Below are 20,802 nucleotides of genomic sequence, written 5' to 3'. Positions count from 1 at the left end.
GCCGGCCTGTTCCTCGCCCGCGCCGACCCGCGCCGACCCGCGCCGACCCGCGTCGTGAACGCGCACACGTGCCCCGCCTCAGCGCACCGCCGGCATCGTCCCGCCCTCCCGCAGCCGGGCCGTCAGATCGACCGCGGCGTCCTGCGGTGCCCGCAGCGCGAGCGTCGTGCCGGGCACACCGCCGCGCACGGCCCCCGCGGCCTCGATGCGGTTCACCGCCCGGCTGCCCGCGGCCAGGACGTACCACCGGCCGGACGGGGCCTTCCAGCGGGCGCTCGCCAGAATGTGCTGCCCGAACCGGCTGCACAGCGCCGTGTCGCTCCGGTCGGCCACCACCGCTGCCGGGGCCGTGGGGGAGGCGGACGGCTGGAGCAGCTGGACCAGGATCCGGCCCGGCCCCTGCCAGGTGTCGGCCCGCGTGCACACCCACCCCATCCGGGCGCCGCCCTCGGGAAGCTTCTGCTCGGCGAACTCCCAGTTGTTCACGGCGCGCACGCCGGTGCCCCGCAAGGTGCGCAGCGAACACGCGGTGCGTGCCCAGCCGAACAACGCCTCGGTACCCGTCGCCTCGCGCGGCTGACGTGACGGCGCACTCCGGCCGGGCTTCGGCGTGTACGTGAGAGGGACGGGGGTGAGATCACCCAGGTCGGTCAGGAGGAAGGCATGGTTCTCCACGATGCTTTCCGAGGACCGCAGTTCCATGACCGGCCAGGAACCGCAGTCGCCGCCGGGCGCGGGACGGGGCACCGGAGCGGTGACACCGTCCGCGCCCACGTCCAGGTGGCGGGCCGGGGTGTCCGGAGTGAGCAGGTCCCGGGTCGTGGTCTCCGAGACCCACGGGGCCAGCAGGAACCTCGCCCGGTCTCCCGTCCGGCTGACGACCACGGCCGCCCCGTCGTCACATCCGCGTCGTCGGCCCGCGCGAAGTCCAGCGCCGGGGCGCCGGATCCGGACAGCGGTTCGGCATAGCGCACCACCCGTACGCCGCCGTCGTGGAGCAGCACCACGGCCGCCCCGTCCACCTCGCCCGCGTACAGCAGTCCGGGTGGCTGGGCGGGGGGCGCATCGGACGTGCCCGGGGCGGTGGAAACCCGTAGGGCACGCGAGGGCTGCCCCCAGGCCCGCAGGGCCCGGCCGAGCAGGGCCCGGTCGCCGCGCCGGTCGCCGCGGGCGGGCCAGGCGGTGAAGTCCACCCGCGAGGGCCCTCCCGGCGCGCGTCCGGTGCCTGCGCCGCAGCAGATCGCTGGGCCGGGTCTGCACCGTGCACGGATCGAACTCACCGGATCGCAACAGCGCCTCGGCCGCCGAACGGTCGGGCCGGCTCAGCCGCCCGGCAGCCCGCACCGCGTCGGCGACGTGGCTCCACCCGGCCTCGATGAGCACCGCGCGGACCTCGGGCTCCGGCAGCCCTTTCAGCAACTGCAGGGCGAAGGCGGCCCGTACCCCTCCCGACACCGTGGACAGGGCCCGGTCCAGCGCGAGTTCGTCGACACCGCCCGCCCGTGGAAAGAGCCGCAGCCCCCGGACCGACGGCACGGTGGGGCGCAGGGCGGCCGGTGCGGGAAGGCGTCCGGGCCACCAGCGGGGCCGGCGCTCGTACGCCAGCGCGGCACGGAGCACCCGTAGCCGCATCCAGGTGTACGCGGCCCCCCGGGGCCCGTCCGGTCCCTCGCCGGACTCAGGGGCTCGCGTCCGGGCCGGAACCCGGACCCGCTCGGGAGCGGCACTCCGCCGTGCGGGCAGGGACCGTTGCACCGCCCCGTGGGCGGCGAGGACCCGGCGGTGCCGGCCGAGCGAGGGCGGCAGCACGAGATAGGCGAGCCGGACGAGGTGCGGGTAGTGCTCCATGAGCGCGGCCTCGGCCTGCTGGACGCCGGGGCGTTCGCTCGTGGTGTCGGTCCGCTGCTGCGGTTGATGGATCGGCATGAGTTCGGTGCCTTCCGGGGCCACGTGGTGAGAACGTCATACCGGCAAACGAGTCGATCGTGTGACGGTCACATCATCCGCACCGAATCGTGCGTCCGGTCGTTGCCGATCTTCCCGAAACCGTCAGCAGCCCGTCAGCAGCCCGTCAGGACCCGCCGGCAGCCCCGGATCCCTCGGCGGCGCGACCTACCGGCGCGTCGAGCAGGGAGTCCAGAACCCCGCCGAACATCCGCCGGCCGCACGAGGCGAGCAACGGATCACCCCAGGCGGGCAGCAGCCGGACACGCAGCTCCTCCACCCACACCACATGGGACCCGGAATTGGTCGGCAGGACATCGATCGACGCCCGGCCCAGCACCACGGACCCGCGCTTCTCCAGCCGGCAGGCCCCGGCACGCCCGGCGGACGGCGGAGTCCACCGCACCACTTCCATCGGATCGTCGAAGGCCAGCGGACCCACGCCCGTCCGGGCCACGAACACGGTGCCGATCCGGGACGGAGAGCCCGTCGGGACAGTGACCGAGGTGAGCGGGACATGCGCGGCGTGCCGCTCCCAGTCGGTCACCCGGCGCCAGGACTCGGCGGCGGGAAGGGGAGTGAAGCGCTCGATCCGGAAGACGGCCACAACGTGATCCTAAGACCGACCGCCCCCGTTCGCCGGTCGGATCAGCGCTCCGGGGCTGCCTCGTCGGGAGTTCCGCCCGCCACCACGAGACCCGGCAGATGCTCCTCGATCTCCTCGCGAGCCCCGGCCGACAGGCCCGAGTCCGTGACGAACGCGGCCACCTCGTCCAGCGTGGCGAAGGAACTCAGGCCGACCGTGCCCCACTTGGTGTGATCGGCCACCACCACGACCCGCCGCGCCGCCCGCACGAAACGCCGGTTCGTCTCCGCCTCCGCGAGATTCGGGGTCGACAGACCGGCCTCGACCGAGATCCCGTGCACACCGAGGAACAGCACATCGAAGTGGAGCGAGGCGATGGCCCGGTCGGCGACCGGACCGACCAGGGAATCCGACGGGGTCCGTACCCCACCGGTCAGTACCACCGTTGCCGCACCGGCGCGCGCAGCGCCGCCGGCGGCCGGACGCTGCGCCCCGTGGAACACATCGGCCACCCGCACCGAGTTGGTCACCACCGTCAGATCCGGTACGTCCACCAGATGCTGGGCCAGCGCGTACGTGGTGGTCCCCCCGGACAGGGCGATCGCACTGCCCGGAACCGCCATCGTCGCGGCAGCCCGCGCGATGTCCTCCTTGGCGCGCAGCTCCAGCGTCGACTTCGCCTCGAACCCGGGCTCGTGCGTGCTCGCCTCGACCACCGGCACCGCACCGCCGTGCACCTTCTCGATGACACCCTGACGGGCCAGCGCGTCCAGATCCCGGCGGATGGTCATGTCGGAGACGTTCAGCTTCCGGGTCAGCTCATTGACCCGGACACCCCCGCGCCTGCGCACCTCGTCGAGGATCAGGGCACGCCGCTGCTCCGCGAGCAGATTCTGATTCTCGCTCAACGCCGGGTCCCGGTCCTTCCCTCTGGCCGTACCGTCCCGCAGCGGCCCGCAGAACGTACTCATCCTGCCACGCAGGAATGTCGGACGCGTCACTGGGGAGATTCCGTGAGAGCTCTGCCGCACCCGTCCCGGGTCCGGGATTCTGGTGACCGCGCGTCGGCCCGTGGCCCCGCGCGGCGCGCCCCCGACTCCTCCCACGGCTTCTCCTCCGTCGTCCTCCGTTTTTTCCCCCCGTCGGCCGTGAGGCCGCGCGCCCCAGAGAGCGAGTCACCCCATTGCCCCCTGCCATCCAGGCCCCGCAGAGCACCGGGGCAGCGCTCGAACTGCTCGTCCACGGCGTCGGCGGCACCACGCCCCAGGAGATGCTCGGCGATCCCCGCACGGTCCGGGTCACCGGTGACGCGACGGCGGCCGTCTACCGGCGCCCCGAGGACATCGACGGCGAACACCACCCCGAGCGGTACGGGAAGGAACCCGTCGCGGAGGCGTACTGCTGGTCCAACCTCACCTCCGGCAACGGCTCCCGCGCCCTGTGGCTGCTGCTGCTCCCGTTCATGGTGGTCAACCTCGCCCACTGGATGCGGCCCACCGCCTCCGGCAGCACCCGCGCCGTCCGGCTGTACGGGGTGCTGGTGCGCCTCGTCGCGCTCAGCCTCACCGTCCTGCTGACCGCGGCGGCCTGCGAGGTGGCCCTGGACCTGGTGGCCTGGCAGTGCGCGGGCGTACCCGACTGCTCGAACCGGCGGTCCTGGCTGGGCTTCCTGTCGACGGAACAGGGCGGCTGGTGGTCCCAGCCGGGACGCCGCCTCGCGGTCGCCGCGCTCGCGCCCACCGCACTGGTGGGACTGCTGTGGTACCTGTCCAACCGCACCTGGAGCGCGTACGAATCACAGCGCCCCCTGGACGGGGCCGAGCCGGAGGAGGAGACCCCGAATACGCGGGCGCACACCGCGACCGACCCCGTCCGCCCCGCCCTCGGGCGGCCCGGATTCTGGTACGGCCGCAGGCTGGTCGCCCGGCTCCGCGCCGCCCACACCACGGCCGGATTCCTCACCGTCGCCGCCTGTCTCACCGTGGCCGCCGCCCGCCACGACCGGGCCGCCGACAGCCCCGTACCGAACGTCCTCGGCGGGCTGCTCGGGGCGGCTCTGGCACTGTGCGCCCTGGTGGCCGTCTGGGTGGTGTGCAGCCGAGGCCGCAGCGAACGGCGCCTGGACAAAAGGCTCGACAGCGCCCTCATCACGTTCCTGCCCGGCACCGCGCTCGCCCTGCTCGTCCTCGCCGCCGGATACGCGGCCTGGTCGCGCCCCGACTGGGGGTCCGCGGGCTCCCTGCCCGGCGAGGTCGCCTTCCGTGCCCTCACCCTCGGCCAGGGCACGCTCGTCGTCGCCCTCGCCGTCGTGGCCATGAGCCTGTACCGCCGCACGCCCGAACCCCGCACCATCATGTACGGCCTGGGCGGGCCCGCCGTCGCGATGCTCGCCTGCGCGCTCGGGGGCGTCATGACCGGCGGGGTCGCCCAGCGCGTGGCCGACTGGCTCGACGGACCCGGCACGCCCGGCATGGGCCTCGGCGCCGCCATCGAAGGCCCGCCCGTACTGCTCAGCTGGCAGGCGTCCATCATCCCGGTCCTGCTGCTGCTCCTGCTCGTTCCGGTGATCGCCCTGGTCGTCCGGACCGCGCGCAACGCCCGCCGCACGGGCAGCGTCATCGAGGAGGAGTACGGCGTCGAGCGGCCCGATCCCGGACGCACCCGGCGCATCGCGCGGACCCGGGCCGCCGCCGCGCTCACCGATTCCGCACCCGGGATCGTCGGCCTGGTCTCCGGCGCCACCCTGCTGCTCGGAGCCGGAGCGGTCGCCGGTGCCTGGGCGAGCGGACAGGTACCGGGGCTGGCGGCGGACGGTGCCTCTCCCGCCATCGAATCCCTCGCGGAGACCGCCCAGTCGACCGGCTCCTGGCTGATCGGCTTCGGCTTCATCCTGTTCGTCGCCTGCGGCCGCCGTGCCTACCGCGACGCCTCCGCCCGCCGCACCATCGGCATCCTCTGGGACGTGGGAACCTTCTGGCCGCGCGCCGCCCACCCCTTCGCGCCGCCCTGCTACGCCGAACGCGCCGTCCCCGACCTGGCCTCCCGGATGACCGCCTGGACCGGCGGGAACCCCCAAGGCCGGCTGGTCATCTCGGGCCACTCCCAGGGCAGCGTCCTCGCCGCCTCCGCGGTCTGGCAACTGCCCGACGAGACCCGCCACCGGGTCGCCCTGCTCACCTACGGATCGCCGCTGGAACGGCTGTACGGACGGTGGTTCCCGGCCTACTTCGGTCCCGGTCCCCTGCGCGGGCTGCACCGCTCCGTGCACTGCTGGCGCAATCTGTGGCGGCCCACCGATCCGATCGGCGGCCCCGTCCGCATCGCCGGGAGCCGGGGCGCCGACGTCGACCGAGGACCGCTGAAGGACCCGCTGGCCTACGGGCGTACCCCCGAACTGCCCCTGCCCGAACCGATCCTGGGGCATTCCGACTACCAGGCCGACCCGGTCTTCGCCCAGGAGCGGGCCGCGCTGCTCGAACAGCTCGGGCCGCTCCTGCCGCGGCAGACGGGCGGGGAGACTCAGACCAGCTCCGGGAGGTCCTCCGGATAGAGCAGGGTCAGGTCGTCCGTACTCGTCTCGACGAGCTGGGCGACCCGGCCCGCATGCCGCTCCACCATCGACTCGAAGGTCTGGCGGGCCGTGCGGCCGTTCCCGAAGGCGGGGCCCTTGGGAAGCGCCGTGAAGTACTTGAGCAGCGCCTCCCCGGTCCCGTCCGCCAGGCTGTACTCGTGCTCCTCGGCCTGCTGCTCGACGATCCGCAGCAGCTCCTCGGGGAGGTAGTCGCTGAAGGTGATGGTCCTTGAGAAACGGGACGCCACACCGGGGTTGACGGTAAGGAACCGCTCCATCTCGTGGGTGTACCCCGCGACGATCACCACGACCGCGTCCCGATGGTCCTCCATCAGCTTCACCAGCGTGTCGATGGCCTCCCGGCCGAAGTCCCGGCCCGAGTCCTCGGGCGAGAGCGCGTACGCCTCGTCGACGAACAGCACCCCGCCACGCGCCCGGTCGAACGCCTCCTGGGTCCGGATGGCGGTCGAACCGATGTGCTCGCCGACCAGATCGACCCGGGACACCTCCACGAGATGACCGCGCTCCAGCACCCCGAGGGAGGCCAGGATCTCCCCGTACAGCCGGGCCACCGTCGTCTTGCCGGTACCGGGGGAGCCGGTGAAGACGAGATGGCGGCGCACCGAGGCGGCCTTGAGCCCGGCCTCCTGGCGCCGCCTGCCGACCTCGATCATGTCGGTGAGGGCCCGTACCTCGCGCTTGACGCTGTCCAGGCCCACCAGCGTGTCCAGTTCGCCGAGGACGGCGCCCGGGTCGCGTGCGGGCTCGGCCGCGGGCTCCGGGACCGGTGCGCTCTGCACGGCCGCGCGCTGCTCCGGCATCGCGCCGAGCAGCCCGGGAGTCGCCTGGGTCGCCGTCAGCACCGCGGGGGCCGGGGCGGCGGCCGCCCCGCGCAGCCCGCTCTCGTCGCTGGTGCAGTCCTCCACCACGGGGCCCGTGCCGTTGCCGTCGTTGTGCGGGGCGCCGCCCTCCGCGAACTCGTAACCCCCGCGCGCACACCGTTCGGTACGGCAGCGGGTGAGGGTGGTGCGGCAGCCGTCCATCACATGGAAGCCGTAGCCGTCGCTGCCCGTGACCCGGCAGCCGTGGAAGGTGCCGCGCCCCTCGGCGGAGACGTAGAAGCCCGCTTCGGCGGGTGAGGTGACCGTGCAGCGCTCGATGGTCGGGTCGGCGCCCTTGGTGACGATGACTCCGGTCTGGGCGGCGTCGATGGTGCAGTTGTTCAGCGTGCCACCGCTGCCGTGGTCGCGGAACCACGCACCCGTGGACGCCTCCCGGATCCGGCAGTCGTCCAGCTGGGCGGTGGCTCCGTCGCTCACCGAGACCGCGGTGTTGCGGATCTGGGAGAGATCGCTGTCCACGACGTCGGCCCGTGAACCCCGGTCCAGGACGAAGATCGCGTCGGGCACGTCATGGACGCGGCAGGCGTCGAGTATCACCGTCGCCCCGTCGCTCACCCAGACCGCCGGGTAGTCGCCGGTGCTGTCGTGGATCTCGCACTGGTTGGCGTCGACCCGGGTGCCCGGGTCCCAGACCGAGAGACCGTTGCGGCCGAAGCGGCGCACCGTGGACCGGGTCAGGGTGAGCACCGAACGGGACCGCAGATCCACCGCGTTCTCCGGGATGTCATGGATGTCGCAGTCGGCGAGTGTCAGTACCGCGTCGGTGTCGAGCGTGACCCCGTCGGCGGAAGTGCGGTGCACGGTGCAGTCGGTGAGGTGCGCGGAGGCGCGGGTGGTGATCTGGACCCCACTGCCCTTGATCTCGTACACCTCGCAGCCGACGGCCTCCAGACCGCTGCCCTCTCCGGTGACGCTGAGGCCCGCGCCCGACGCGTGGTGCACCCGGCACCGGTCGAGGCGCGGATGTCCGCCGTCGCGCACCGCGACACCGGACTGGCCGGCGGACATGACCTCGCACTCCTCGAACACCCCGCCACCGCCGTCCAGCACGGCTATGCCGACACCGGCCGGGTTGTCCACGGTGCACCGCCGCACCGTGGGCCGGGCGGCGCCCCGTACCTCGATTCCCGCCGCCGACCGGGTCACGATCCGCAGATCCGTGAACTCGGGCGCACCGTCCTCGACGAGCAGGGCGGGGGCCGCCGAGTCCTGGCCCTCCACATGCAGATCCTGAACGATCGCGGAGGCCCGGACGGTCAGCGGTACGCCGTCGACCGGCGCGATCCGCACGGAGCCGACCGAGCCCTCGGGACCGCGCAGCGTGACCGCGCGGTGGACGACGAGATTCTCCCGGTAGGTTCCGGGCGCGACGGTGAGGACGTCGCCGTCGGCCGCCGCTTCCAGAGCCGCGGAGAGGGAGGCGTATTCGCCGGTACGGCGCCGCCATCGAGATGTGCCGGTGTGCGTCACCTGGACCGAGCCCTGTGCCATGGCGCTGCTGTGCCCCCACCTCGTGCTGTGTGCGATCCCCCGGGTCCGTCCGCGTACGGCGGGCGATGTGCCGGTGCCACAGCCATGGGACGACGACAGCACCGGGTCCGCCTGCCGAGGGGGCGGGCGGCCGGTCCACCGTAGCGCGCGCGAAGGGCGGGAGTTGACGAGTCGGCCGTCGATCAGCCCGACGGGCCTTTCCGCATGACTGTGCGTGCACCGTCTCTCACCGTTTCGTCTCCGGCGGTGGGCGGGGGCGGCGGGCAGGCGGCGGCCGTCAGGTGCCCGTCCCGGTCCTGCCCCAGTCCGGTCCGGCCCTGGCCCACGCCCGGTCGAGCCGTGCGTACCGCCGCCGGGTCATGCGCCAGAGGATCAGCCGCCTGCCCGCTTCGACGAACCCGGTGGCGAGCAGGAACACGCCGACTCCGGCCAGCACCGCGTGGGTGTGGGCCGTCGGCGGGTCCATCGGGCGCAGCGCCGGACGCCCCGAGTCGTCGGTCCAGATCCGCACCCGGGAACCGGGGCCGCCGACCTTGGAGGTGGTGGACACCGTCCCCTTGCGGGGCCTTCCGTCGGGGGCTCTCCACGTGGCCACCACCGAGGTCTGTGTGGCCCGTCCGGAAGAGCCTTCCTGGTCCCCGGAGAAGCGCGGTGGAGCCGCGGTCCGGCGCACCACGACCGCGGCCGTGAGATGCCGGTGCGCCTGCTGGGCCCGCACCGACTCCTGGAGGGCGTCGTCGGTGAGCGCCCCGCATATCCAGCCGAGCACCGGCGCCGCCAGCGCGATCAGCAGCAGCGCGGTCAGCGCCAGCCATGCCTCGCTGCGATCGGTGGACCGGCGCAGGGGGTTGTGCCGCCAACGCCGGACTCCCGCTACCGCCCGTATCACCGTGCGCCCCCTTCCGTATCCGTGGCCCACCGAATCCGTGATGCCCGGTACGGCGGGTCTCGCCTGTCGGGGAAGCGGGGAGAGAGCGATCTCGCCCCTCCAACGTCCGGTGTGTCCGGGCGAGTTCCCCGCTCTTCGGCCCGGTCGGGACTCCTTGTCGTCAGTCGAGGATCCGGACAGGATCCCCGACCCGGATCACTCCGGTCCCGTCGGGGATCAGATTCTGGCCGAAGAGAAGGTCCTTCCCCACCCGACGATGACGGGCGAGCGTGCGCAGCGGTTCCTTGCCGCGTTCGGAGGTGCGCTGGTCGGTGGTGGTGATGACACAGCGGCCGCACGGCTTCACCACGCGGAACGGGACCTCGCCGATGGAGATCCGCTTCCAGTCGTCCTCCGCCCAGGGGCCGGTGCCGTCGACGACCGCGTTCGGCCGGAACCGGTTCATCGGCAGGGGGCCTTCCTCCGGATGGCCGCCCGAGGCGATCAGCGCGTTGAGGGCGGCGAGCGAGGCGGTGGTGGTGAGGAGCAGCGGATACCCGTCGGCGAGCGAGACGGTCTCGCCGGGGCGCGCGTAGGCGGGGTCGATGAGTCTGCGGTGCGACGGCGCGTCGAGATGGACGAGCCGGACCGGCGTGCCGAGGAAATCACCGAGCCAGGAGTGCGCGTCGGCCGCGGCCTCCACGACCTCGAACCCGCTCCCGTGGAGCTCGGCGGTGAGGGTGCGGCCGGGCGGGGGCACTTCCACGGTCAGGGGCGCACTCCCGGGCGCACTCAACGTCACCCCGCCGTCCTTGGTCAGCGCGGCGGACACCTGCCCCATGCGCGGCTGCTGACGTTGTGTGACGGCCCTGTCCGTGCGGTCGATCAGCATCCAGCGCCGGTCGCCGTCGAGTCCCCATGGCTCGACGACGACCTCGTCGCGGGCACACGCGGCCAGTGATTTGACCGGATGCACATGGAGGGACCGGAGCATGGGAGAAGCCATGCCGTCCATCCTGCCAGCCACCCCTGAACGTGCATGACCGGCCCGGAACGGGCATACGGTGCCGCCGTGCGCGTGTGTGACTGTGGGCCCGCTGTGCGGTGCCTGTCGCCTCTGTCAGTACCCCCGGCCCTGGTACGGGCGGTTGTTGTACGGGTCCTCGTAGGGGGACGGCGCCGGGGCGGGCCGGGGAGAAGCCGGCCGCATCGACTCGTACCCGGTGCCGGGTGCGGGCCGCGGCGGCTGGGGCTGGGGCTGGTAGCCCCGGGCCGGGGGCTGCTGCTGATAGCCACGCGCCGGGGCCGGCTGCTGCGGGATGTACGGCGCCGGGGCGTGCTGCAGATGAGCGGGCTGCATCGGCGAGTGCTGCGCCGGGGCCTGCTGCTGATACTGCGGCGCCGTCGGCTGCTGGTAGCCGTACGACCCGTTGGGCTGCGAAGGAGCCGCGGGAAGAGCCGGCAACGCCGACGGCAGGGCCGGCAGATAGCTGTTGCCGGTGTCGTAGGCGGCCGGCACTCGGATCGGCGCGATCTGAGGGGTACCCCGCTCCGCGACCAGGGAGTCGTAGATCGGAGTGTCGGGGAACGACGGTGCGGCGTAGTAGCCGCCGCCGTAGGTGGAGCGGGGGGAGGTCATGCCACCTAAGTTAAGCCCACGATGTGCTGGTTGGGGAGCCCGATAAGAGGGTTGTTTTGCGTGTTGTGAGTGAACCGCGATCCCCAATGCGAGCGAACTTGGCAAAAAAGGGCGCCCAGTGGCGTAGTGATCGTGTAAAGGGCGAGTTCGCGGGGGGTTACCGGCAGATCGCCGAGCCGGTCCCGGTGAGGGCGGCGGGCGCCCCGGCCGGCCGGGGGATTAGGTTTGGCGGAAAAGCTTTTCGGACAGCCCGACTCGCGATGGGAGCGAGCATGACCATGCTAAAAGGAACCAATGTTCCGGTGCCGGCTCAGGCCGTGCGGGTCGAATTGGGATGGCGGGCCTCTCCGGGGACCCCCGGTGTCGATGCGTCAGCCCTGCTTCTGGTGTCGGGAAAGGTCCGCGGTGACGCGGACTTCGTCTTTTACAACCAGCCCGCGCACGCCTCCGGTGCCGTCCGGTACGAGGGTAAGGCCACCACCGGCGACAGCGTCACCGACACCCTCGCGGTCGACTTCGCGCGGATCGAGCCCGCGATCGACCGCGTCGTCGTCGCGGCTTCGGCGGACGGCGGCAGTTTCGGGCGGGTGAGCGGTCTGTACGTACGGATCGTGGACACGGCGAGCGGCGCGGAGATCGCCCGCTTCGAGAGCACGGACGCCACGGTCGAGACCGCCTTCCTTCTCGGGGAGCTGTACCTGCGTCAGGGCGCCTGGAAGTTCCGTGCCGTCGGTCAGGGGTACAGCACCGGACTTGAGGGCCTCGCCACGGACTTCGGGATCTCGGTCGACGAACCCCAGAAGCCGCAGCAGGCCCCGCAGGCCCAGCCGTCACGGCCGACGCAACAGCCGCAGTCCCCGCCCGTGATCCGGCCCCCGGCCACCGCACCGCCCGCCGTACCCGCACCGCCCGCCGCCCCGCCGGTGAGGCTGACCAAGGTCACGCTGACGAAGGAAGCCCCTTCCGTCTCGCTCGCCAAACAGGGCGGTACCTCCGGAGAGCTTCGCGTCAATCTCAACTGGGAAGTACGCAAACAGTTCAAGAGCTGGGGCGCCAAACTCGGCCGGGCCATCGCCATGCACGCCGACCTCGATCTCGATCTCTGCGCTCTCTACGAACTCACCGATGGCAGCAAGGGAGTTGTCCAGTCACTCGGAAACGCCTTCGGCTCTCTGCGGCAGCCGCCCTATATCCATCTGGACGGGGACGACCGCACCGGCGCCGTCTCCACCGGTGAGAACCTCACCCTCAACCTCGACCACAAGGACCGGATCCGCCGCGTTCTGATCTTCGTCACCATCTATGAAGGTGCCCGGAGTTTCGCCGATCTCCATGCCACCGTCACCCTTCAGCCGCGGAACGGCGCGGCGATCGACTTCTCCCTCGACGAATGCACGGTGCCCTCAACCGTCTGCGCCCTCGCGCTGATCAGCAACAACGCCGGAGACCTCATGGTGCAGCGCGAGGCCCGCTATCTCGTACCCGAGCGCGGAGTGAGCCCGCAGCGCACCATCGACGCCGCGTACGGGTGGGGAATGGACTGGACCCCGGGCCGCAAGTAGACGCCGACCGGCGGGCCCGCGCAGGGTCTCGGCCGACCTCTGGCAAGGCGCCCGGCCGACCTCCGGCAAGGCGCCGGGCCGGCCTTCGGCACGGCGCCCGGTCGATCACGGCACAGGGGGCGCGGCGGCCGGGTCACACGTCGGGGGTGGCCTCGGGGCGGGAGTAGGTGCGCCCCTTCCAGGCCGCCCCCCGGCCCCGGTAGTGCTGCACCGCCGAGTCCACCGTCATCAGCAGATACAGCACCGCCGTGAACGGCAGCGACGGCGCGAGCCACAGCGACTGCCGGTAGTACGTCAGCATCGGCAGATACGTCGCCGTCATCACCGCCCACGCCGCCCCACCCGCCCACGCCGCCACCGGATCACCCGTCAGCAGCCCGGCCACCAGGGTGACGGGCGGACCCAGGTAGACGAGCGCGAGCCCCGGAACGGTCCCGGCGAGCAGCAGCGGGCTGTGCCGAAGCTGCGCGTACGCACTGCGCGAGACCATCTGCCACAGGTCCCCGAGCCGCGGATACGGGCGCACACTGTCGACCCGGTCCGCGAGCCCCAGCCAGATCCGGCCACCGCTGCGCTGCACCGCACGGGCCAGCGACACATCGTCGATCACCGCCTGCCGGATCGACTCCGGGATCCGGGCCCGCTCGGCGGCCTCCGTGCGCAGCAGCACACAGCCACCCGCCGCGGCCGCCGTACGGGCCCCCGCCCGGTTCACCCGCCGGAACGGGTAGAGCTGCCCGAAGAAGTACACGAAGGCGGGCACCACCAGCCGCTCCCAGCCGCTCGCCACCCGCAGCCGCGCCATCTGGGAGACCAGGTCGAAAGAGTCCGGCCCCCCGGTACCGGCCGCGGCCACCAGATCGCGCAGGCTGTCCGGCTCATGCGCGATATCGGCATCCGTGAGCAGCAGGAACTCCGGCTTCCGCTGCCGGGCCAGTGCGATCCCGTGCCGTACGGCCCACAGCTTGCCCGTCCAGCCGGGCTCCGGCTCCCCGGGCGAGACCACGGTCAGCGGCAGCCCGCCGTGCCGTACCGAAAGGTCCCGGGCCACCTGCCCCGTACCGTCCCGGCTGCAGTCGTCCACGAGGATGATCTCCGCCTCCCCGGGATAGTCCTGGGCCAGCAGCGAGGGCAGGCTCACCGGCAGCATCGCGGCCTCGTCGCGCGCGGGCACGACGACGGTGACCGACGGCCAGCGCGGGGGCTCTGCGTGGCGGGGCAGCCGCTGGTCGGTGCGCCAGTAGAACCCCTGCCCCAGCAGCAGCCACACCCACGCGATCAGCGAACCCACGGCGATCCAGGCAACGGCGCTCATCCGCCGAAGTCTGCCCCACTTCGGCCGGGGCGCAAGGGCTGTCGACTATGGTGACCGGGTGAAGATCGCACTTATGGACTCCGGAATCGGCCTGCTCCCGACGGCTGCCGCTGTACGCCGTCTGCGGCCCGACGCCGACCTGGTGCTCTCCTCCGACCCGGACAGCATGCCCTGGGGCCCCCGCACGCCGCAGGACGTCACGGCGCACGCGCTGGCCGTGGCCCGCGCCGCCGCCGCCCACCGGCCGGACGCGCTGATCATCGCCTGCAACACCGCCTCCGTCCACGCTCTGCCGGCACTCCGCGCCGAGCTGGAACCCACGCTGCCGGTCATCGGCACCGTCCCCGCCATCAAGCCCGCCGCCGCGGGCGGCGGTCCCGTAGCCATCTGGGCCACCCCGGCCACCACCGGCAGCCCGTACCAGCGCGGGCTGATCCAGGAGTTCGCCAGCTCCGCGCAGGTCACCGAGGTCCCGTGCCCCGGCCTCGCCGACGCCGTGGAGAACGCCGACGAAGCCGCGATCGGCCGCGCCGTCGCCGCCGCCGCCGCCCTCACCCCGCCCGACGTGCGGGCCGTCGTCCTGGGCTGCACCCACTACGAGCTGGTGGCCGAACGCATCCGCGCCGCCGTGCAGCGCCCCGGCCGCCCGCCGCTCGCCCTGCACGGTTCCGCGGGAGCCGTCGCCGCCCAGGCGCTGCGCCGCATCGGCGTCGTACCGGCTCCGTCGGCCGAACCGGCCGGCACGCTCGCCGTCATCCTCAGCGGACGCGCCGCGGCCCTGCCGGAACCCGCAATGGCCTATGCGGAGGGTCTGCTCCTGAAAGCGGTCAGCCCCGCGCACTGACCGCCCGGACCGGGGGAACGGGGCCGCTCGCCCCCTCCCGGCGACGGGGAACGTGAGTACGCTGCTGGCATGACGCACCACCCCGACAGTGCGAGGCACGGCTCGACCGAGGCGCCGTCCACGGTGTGGACCGGCCGGGCGACCAATCGTGTGCAGTGGCTGCTCGCGGCCGTGGGCGCGGGGTGCATGGCGCTGGGCATCCAGCTCGCCGTCGACTCCGCGTGGACCTCCGGCATCGCCCCGCTGCTGATGTCCGTGATCGGCTGCGTCGCCGCCGGGCTGCTCATGCTGTTCGGGACGCTCGCCTTCGTCCATGTGGCCGTCAAGGTCGACGGGGACGCCCTGGAGGTGCGCTGCGGCCACGCGGGCCTGCCGCGCCGCCGCATCCTGCTCACCCATGTGGTCGGCGCGGAGTTCGCGCCCACGGTCAATCCGCGGCAGTGGGGCGGCTGGGGCTACCGCTGGCGCCCCGAGCAGGGCTCCGCCGTCGTGGTGCGCAAGGGGGAGGGCCTGGTGCTCAGACTCGGTGACGGCCGGACCTTCACCGTCACGGTGGACGACGCGGAGGCGGCCGTACGGTTCATCCGCGACCGTCTGCACCTCCCGGCCCCTGGACCGGCCGCCGGAGCCTGACCTCCTCGGCGCGACCCCTGCCGGCCCCGCGCGGTCCGGTGACGCGGAGTCCGTCTTCTCCAGCGCCCCTAGCCGTATCCGTATCCGAGGGCTCGCCCACCGGGCGCCGCGCCGAGGCGAGGCCGGCCAGCAGTCCGGCGCCCGCTGTCACCGGGGTGAAGCTCAGCGCGTTGCCGACGACGGCCAGAGCCGCCAGCGCGGTCAACGCGGCACCGGCCGTGAGCACCACCGCCGTCGTACGGGGAGAGCGCCACAGGACGTACAACAGCCAGCCGAACGCGGCCCCCAGCAGCGCCACCCCGACCACGCCCTGTTCGGCGGCCTGTTGCAAGGGGGCGGAATGCGGCTTTCCGTCGGAGCGCGGTGTCTCCCGCGCGGTGGGGCTCAGCTCTCCGAACCGGTCGGGCCCCACCCCCAGCAGCGGATTCTCCCGAGCCAGCTCCACCGCGTCGCGCCACAGCTCCACCCGGTTCCGGGTGAGCTGCCCCTCCAGGGAGACCGCGAGTCCTTCCGGCAGGGCGTCCTCGGCCACCGCCCAGGAAGCCCCGGCCATCAGCCCGGCGATCAGGGCCAGCCCGGCCAGCCCGGCCAGCCGGTGCCGCGTCCGGACCGCGGCCGGCGAACACAGCAGCACTCCGAGCGCCGCGGCGAATCCGACCGCCGAGCCGAGCGTCAGTGCGGCACACGCGGAGCCGAGGGCCAGCAGCCGCAGGGTGACGCGCAGCGAGGCCCGCCCCGCCGCGGCCGCCGCGCAGCAGGCGGCGCCCGCCGCCAACACCATCAGGGCGGTGGCCGCACCGGTATGACCGGGAGCGATGTCCGACGCGGCGGTGGCCCCCGGCATGCCGTGCCGCGAGCCGAGCCCCATGACCAGGGCGGCGACGGAGACCACGGTGGTCGCGGCGACGGGCAGCAGCGTTCCGCAGATCCTGCCGCAGGTGAAGCCCGCCGCGACGGCCAGCAGAGCGAGCAGCACGCCTTCCGGCCTGGTGTCCCGGCCCGCGGCGCTCACCAATGACCAGACGGCGCAGGCGGCGAGGATCACGGCCCCGGCCGCGTCGGACGCGCCGCCGCGCTCCCGGGTGCTGTCCCGGCCCACAGGTGCAGTCATCCTGATCGACCCCCCGACCATGACCGTCCCGCCCACGACGGCCGGATCAGCCGGCCGACAGGGGACTGGCGCACACCGTAACCGGCCATGGGGCGCAGGTGTGAGGGAATGGCGTAGAAACGGTGTGGCAGGAAAAGGCGCGCCAGGCGGCGAGCCTCGGCACGTTCCTCCCTCCGGGACGTCGAGCCGGCCGATTCGACCGCGGGCACACCGCCCCGGTCACCGGCCACATCTCCACCGGCCACACCCGCCCCCGGACACCGGCGCCGATGCCCGCACCGGCCACGTCGGCCGCGCACAGCGGCCCACCGTAGACTCCGCCAGGTGAGCGCCACCATGACCACCGTCGACGACTCGTCGCCCGCCGCCACGCCCCCCGGCCGCAGGCTGCTGCCGGGGCTCGTGCGGCCGTTCGCTGCCGCACTCTCCGGTGTGCTGCTCTACGCGAGCTTCCCGCCCCGGCCACTGTGGTGGCTGGTTCTGCCCGGTTTCGCACTGCTCGGCTGGGTCCTGTACGGCCGCGGACTGCGCGCGGCCCTGGGCCTCGGCCTCCTCGCCGGGCTCGGCTTCATGCTCCCGCTGCTGCACTGGACGGGTGAGGAGGTCGGCCCGGTGCCATGGCTGGCGCTCGCCGCCGCCGAAGCGCTGTTCATCGCGGTGGGCTGCGTCGGGATCGCCGCAGTGTCCCGGCTCGCGTACTGGCCCGTCTGGGCGGCCGCGGTCTGGACCCTGGACGAAGCGGTCCGGGCGCGGGTGCCGTTCGGCGGCTTCCCCTGGGGCAAGATCGCCTTCGGCCAGGCGGACAGCGTGTTCCTGCCGCTCGCCGCGCTGGGCGGGACCCCGCTGCTGTCCTTCGCGGTGGTGCTGTGCGGCTTCGGACTCTTCGAGGCGGTACGCCGGTTCCGTTCCCGTCGCACCACCGGCAGGGTGCCGCGCGCCGCGGTCGTCGCCGCGGCGGCGACCGTCCTGGTCCCCGTCGCGGCGGCACTCGCCGCTCTGCCGCTGGTCGATGACTCCGCAGAGGACGGGACGGCGACGGTCGCCGCGATCCAGGGCAACGTGCCGCGCCTCGGCCTGGACTTCAACTCCCAGCGCCGCGCGGTCCTGGACAACCACGCCAAGCGCACGGAACAGCTGGCCCGGGAGGTCAAGGCGGGCAAGGTGCCGCAGCCCGACTTCGTGCTGTGGCCGGAGAACTCCTCCGACCTCGACCCGTACCGCAACGCCGACGCCCGCCTCGTGATCGATGACGCCGTGAAGGCGATCGGCGTCCCCACGGTCGTCGGCGCGGTGGTCGAGCCCGACTCGGGCAACCTCCGCAACACCCTCATCGAGTGGGACCCGGACAAGGGCCCCGTCGCCACGTACGACAAGCGGCACATCCAGCCGTTCGGCGAGTACATGCCGATGCGGTCCTTCGTCCGGATCTTCAGCAAGGACGTCGACCGCGTCCGCCGGGACTTCGGGCCGGGCGAGAAGGTCGGTGTCTTCGACCTGGCCGGCACCGAGGTCGGCCTGGTCACCTGTTACGAGGCCGCGTTCGACGACGCCGTACGCGACACCGTGAAGCACGGCGGGCAGCTGATCGCCGTACCGAGCAACAACGCGACCTTCGGACGCAGCGAGATGACCTACCAGCAGCTGGCGATGTCCCAGGTACGGGCCGTCGAGCACGGGCGCTCCGTCGTCGTACCGGTCACCAGCGGGGTCAGCGCCGTGATCAGGCCGGACGGCACGATCGTGCGGAAGACCAAGATGTTCACGCCCGACGCTCTTGTCGACGAGGTGCCGCTGCGGTCCTCGCTGACGCCCGCCACCCGGATGGGACCGCTGCCGGAGGGCGTCATCGCCCTGCTCGCCGTGGCCGGCCTCGGCTGGGTCACGGTCCGCGCGGTGCGCGCCCGGCAGGTTCGACGCGGTGAGGCGTAGGGCCGGGAGCTGATCCACCGAGGAGTGCGGCACACCCTTTAGGCTCGCCGCATGGCTACTCCCGACTTCATCCGTGACATCCGCGCCACCGCGGGCCACCAGCTGCTCCTGTTGCCGGGGGTCAGCGCGGTGGTTTTCGACGACGACGGCAGAGTGCTGCTGGGGCGGCGCGCCGATACGGGCAAGTGGGCGCTCATCGCCGGTATCTGCGAGCCGGGGGAGGAGCCCGCGGAGACGGCCGAACGCGAGGTGCTGGAGGAGACGGCCGTGCACTGCGTGGCCGAGCGGGTGGTGCTCACCAAGGCGCTGAAGCCGGTGCAGTACGGCAACGGCGACCGGTGCCAGTTCCTCGACATCACCTTCCGCTGCCGGGCGACGGGCGGCGAGGCACGGGTCAATGACGAGGAGTCGCTGGAGGTGGGCTGGTTCGACGTCGACGCGCTCCCGCCGCTCGCCGAGTTCAATCTCTTCCGCATCAAGCAGGCCCTCACCGACGGACCGACCTGGTTCCAGCCCACCGCCCTCGCCTGAGGCGGCCGTCCGCCGCCGCCCGAGGTCTCAGACCGGACGGGCGTCGGCGGGCAGCTCCGCCCGGTCGACCGGTTCCCGCCCTTCCGCCGCTTCGGCGTCGATGTCGGCGAGGTCCCGGTGCCGGGTCTCCTTCGCGCAGAGGAGCGCCACCACGGTGAGCAGTGCCGCGGCGATGACGTACAGCGCGATCGGCGTCGAACTGTCGAAGTCGGCGAGCAGCGCGGTGGCGATCAGCGGCGCCGGAGCGCCCGCGGCGACCGACGAGAACTGGGCCCCGATCGACGCACCCGAGTACCGCATCCGGGTCGCGAACATCTCGGCGAAGAACGCCGCCTGCGGTGCGTACATCGCGCCGTGGAAGATCAGCCCCACGGTGACGGCGAGCAGCAGACTCCCGAAGCTCCGTGTGTCGATCAGCGCGAAGAACGGGAACATCCACAGCCCCACTCCGATCGCCCCGACCAGATAGACCGGCTTGCGCCCGATGCGGTCCGACAGGGCGCCCCACAGCGGAATGACGGCGAAGTGCACGGCGGAGGCGATGAGTACGGCGTTGAGAGCCGTCTGTTTGCTGAGATCGACGGCGGTCGTCGCGTACACGAGGATGAACGCGGTGATGACGTAGTAGCTGATGTTCTCCGCCATCCGGGCGCCCATGGCGATCAGTACGTCCCGCCAGTGATGGCGCAACACGGCGACCAGCGGCATCTTCTCCGCCGCGGCGGACTCCGCCTTGCGCTGAGCGGCCTGCGCCAACGCTGCCTTGAAAACAGGGGATTCATCGACGGAGAGACGAATCCACAGGCCGAGAATCACGAGCACACCCGAGAGCAGGAACGGGATGCGCCACCCCCAGGCCAGGAACGCGGAGTCCGACATCAGCGCGGTGAGCGCGGACAGCACCCCGGTGGCGAGCAACTGCCCGGCCGGAGCCCCGGTCTGCGGCCATGACGCCCAGAATCCGCGCCGCTTCGCATCCCCGTGCTCGGACACCAGCAACACGGCCCCGCCCCACTCACCACCGAGGGCGAATCCCTGCACCAGCCGCAGGACGGTGAGCAGTACGGGGGCGGCCGACCCGACCGTGGCATGGGTCGGCAGCAGTCCGATGGCGAACGTCGCCCCGCCCATCATCAGCAGACTGAGCACCAGCAGCTTCTTGCGCCCGAGGCGGTCGCCGTAGTGCCCGAACACCAGGGCCCCGACAGGCCGCGCGGCGAAGCCGACGGCATAGGTGAGGAAGGAGAGGAGGGTGCCGACGAGCGGGTTGGAATCGGGGAAGAACAGCTTGTTGAAGACCAGCGCGGCAGCCGAGCCGTACAGGAAGAAGTCGTACCACTCGACGGTGGTGCCGACGAGGCTGGCGGCGACGACTCGCTTGAGGGAGCCGGGTGTTGGGGGAGAGGTTGCGGGGGCGGCCATGGGACACCACTTCCGGACGGTTGGCGGGGACGTTTCGTGTCGCCACACCGTAGGAACGGGCAGTTCAGGGGCGTATGTGGTGGGGCACCATAGTTCCGGTCGCCGAGGTGCGTGTGCCCACCATGGGGGCGGTGGCGGGGGTTTGCGTGTGGGCCTCGTCAGCCGGCCGTCGCGTGCCGGCTCGATCAGCTCCGTACGGCCTTTCCCGTCCAGCTCCAGCGCATCCGCGAGGGCGGCCACGGTCCGGTCCTGCGGCCCCTTGCTCCGTCCACGCTCCATGTCCGACAGAGTGCGGGCGCAGACACCCGAGACCTCGGCCAACTGCTCCAACGTCAGCCGTGCCGCACGGCGGTGACCACGCAGCACCTCCCCGAAACCCGGATGGCCGGTCCCGCTCATGGGCTCACACTTCCGATCAGCGGCGAGGCACGCGCCAAAGGCCCGTGCGCGGACA

General features: G+C 72.7%; 15 protein-coding genes and 2 pseudogenes. 6 read left to right on the top strand and 11 right to left on the bottom strand.

The genetic code is table 11. From position 1 onward, the window contains the following. Positions 1 to 78: 78 nt before the first annotated feature. The 3 genes and pseudogenes from A6A29_RS15425 to A6A29_RS15415 all read right to left on the bottom strand — a co-directional run bounded on the left by A6A29_RS15425 (position 79) and on the right by A6A29_RS15415 (position 3,438). Positions 79 to 1,926 (bottom strand): annotated as a pseudogene (locus A6A29_RS15425) (hypothetical protein). Positions 1,927 to 2,071: 145 nt separating this feature from the next. Then, a complete protein-coding gene (locus tag A6A29_RS15420; RefSeq protein WP_073720649.1) occupies positions 2,072 to 2,551 on the bottom strand; it encodes an SRPBCC family protein in 480 nt (159 codons plus the stop codon). 41 nt (positions 2,552 to 2,592) lie between these two features. Then, entirely contained in the window at positions 2,593 to 3,438 is an 846-nt protein-coding gene (locus A6A29_RS15415) for a DeoR/GlpR family DNA-binding transcription regulator (protein WP_073720648.1), read from the bottom strand. Positions 3,439 to 3,800: 362 nt separating this feature from the next. On the opposite strand from A6A29_RS15415, the gene A6A29_RS15410 reads away from it, so the two are divergent. Continuing rightward, positions 3,801 to 6,080, top strand: coding sequence for a hypothetical protein (locus A6A29_RS15410; RefSeq protein ID WP_385730390.1), 2,280 nt, complete (start codon positions 3,801 to 3,803; stop codon positions 6,078 to 6,080). On the opposite strand, the gene A6A29_RS15405 is transcribed toward A6A29_RS15410, so the two are convergent. The 4 genes from A6A29_RS15405 to A6A29_RS15390 form a co-directional block, all read right to left on the bottom strand. Continuing rightward, positions 6,050 to 8,494 (bottom strand): right-handed parallel beta-helix repeat-containing protein, encoded by a 2,445-nt coding sequence (locus A6A29_RS15405; protein ID WP_073720646.1) that lies wholly within the window; start codon positions 8,492 to 8,494, stop codon positions 6,050 to 6,052. The two genes, A6A29_RS15410 and A6A29_RS15405, sit on opposite strands and share 31 nt — an antisense overlap. 277 nt (positions 8,495 to 8,771) lie before the next feature. Continuing rightward, positions 8,772 to 9,380 (bottom strand): Rv1733c family protein, encoded by a 609-nt coding sequence (locus A6A29_RS15400; RefSeq protein ID WP_073720696.1) that lies wholly within the window; start codon positions 9,378 to 9,380, stop codon positions 8,772 to 8,774. A 163-nt stretch (positions 9,381 to 9,543) separates the two neighbouring features. Then, on the bottom strand, positions 9,544 to 10,368 hold the full coding sequence (locus A6A29_RS15395) for an MOSC domain-containing protein (protein WP_073720645.1): 825 nt from the start codon (positions 10,366 to 10,368) through the stop codon (positions 9,544 to 9,546). Between the two features lie 114 nt (positions 10,369 to 10,482). Further along, positions 10,483 to 11,001 carry a DUF6643 family protein gene (locus tag A6A29_RS15390; RefSeq protein ID WP_073720644.1) on the bottom strand — a complete coding sequence of 173 codons (519 nt, stop codon included), beginning with the start codon at positions 10,999 to 11,001 and terminating at the stop codon, positions 10,483 to 10,485. A gap of 260 nt (positions 11,002 to 11,261) precedes the next feature. Here A6A29_RS15390 and A6A29_RS15385 point away from each other — a divergent pair, with 260 nt between their 5' ends. Continuing rightward, the gene (locus A6A29_RS15385) at positions 11,262 to 12,563 is read left to right on the top strand and encodes a TerD family protein (protein ID WP_073720643.1); all 1,302 of its coding nucleotides are present in this window, start codon (positions 11,262 to 11,264) and stop codon (positions 12,561 to 12,563) included. Between the two features lie 133 nt (positions 12,564 to 12,696). On the opposite strand, the gene A6A29_RS15380 is transcribed toward A6A29_RS15385, so the two are convergent. Continuing rightward, positions 12,697 to 13,878, bottom strand: a complete 1,182-nt coding sequence (locus tag A6A29_RS15380; protein ID WP_073720642.1) for a glycosyltransferase — start codon at positions 13,876 to 13,878, stop codon at positions 12,697 to 12,699. 58 nt (positions 13,879 to 13,936) lie between these two features. Between A6A29_RS15380 and A6A29_RS15375 the strand changes: the two genes are divergently transcribed. Together A6A29_RS15375 and A6A29_RS15370 are read left to right on the top strand one after the other, a co-directional pair. Next, positions 13,937 to 14,722: a glutamate racemase gene (locus A6A29_RS15375; RefSeq protein ID WP_073720641.1), complete on the top strand. Its 786-nt coding sequence runs from the start codon at positions 13,937 to 13,939 to the stop codon at positions 14,720 to 14,722. Positions 14,723 to 14,791: 69 nt separating this feature from the next. Further along, the gene (locus A6A29_RS15370; RefSeq protein ID WP_073720640.1) at positions 14,792 to 15,355 is read left to right on the top strand and encodes a hypothetical protein; all 564 of its coding nucleotides are present in this window, start codon (positions 14,792 to 14,794) and stop codon (positions 15,353 to 15,355) included. On the opposite strand, the gene A6A29_RS15365 is transcribed toward A6A29_RS15370, so the two are convergent. Next, positions 15,303 to 16,466, bottom strand: a complete 1,164-nt coding sequence (locus A6A29_RS15365) for an O-antigen ligase family protein (RefSeq protein WP_198953080.1) — start codon at positions 16,464 to 16,466, stop codon at positions 15,303 to 15,305. The two genes, A6A29_RS15370 and A6A29_RS15365, sit on opposite strands and share 53 nt — an antisense overlap. 324 nt (positions 16,467 to 16,790) lie before the next feature. Here A6A29_RS15365 and lnt point away from each other — a divergent pair, with 324 nt between their 5' ends. Next, positions 16,791 to 18,395 carry an apolipoprotein N-acyltransferase gene (lnt, locus tag A6A29_RS15360; RefSeq protein ID WP_073720639.1) on the top strand — a complete coding sequence of 535 codons (1,605 nt, stop codon included), beginning with the start codon at positions 16,791 to 16,793 and terminating at the stop codon, positions 18,393 to 18,395. Positions 18,396 to 18,446: 51 nt separating this feature from the next. Beyond that, positions 18,447 to 18,926, top strand: a complete 480-nt coding sequence (locus A6A29_RS15355) for an NUDIX hydrolase (protein ID WP_073720638.1) — start codon at positions 18,447 to 18,449, stop codon at positions 18,924 to 18,926. 27 nt (positions 18,927 to 18,953) lie between these two features. Here the strand turns inward: A6A29_RS15355 and A6A29_RS15350 are convergent, their stop codons facing one another. Beyond that, complete coding sequence (locus A6A29_RS15350) at positions 18,954 to 20,348, bottom strand: MFS transporter (RefSeq protein ID WP_073720695.1); 1,395 nt, start codon at positions 20,346 to 20,348, stop codon at positions 18,954 to 18,956. A gap of 198 nt (positions 20,349 to 20,546) precedes the next feature. After that, positions 20,547 to 20,747: pseudogene (locus A6A29_RS48030) on the bottom strand (helix-turn-helix domain-containing protein); the annotation flags it as partial. Between the last annotated feature and the right edge of the window lie 55 nt (positions 20,748 to 20,802).

Origin of the sequence: Streptomyces sp. TSRI0281, from assembly GCF_001905125.1 — a bacterium.
Classification (GTDB): domain Bacteria; phylum Actinomycetota; class Actinomycetes; order Streptomycetales; family Streptomycetaceae; genus Streptomyces.
This window is presented reverse-complemented; position numbering and strand designations above follow the sequence as displayed.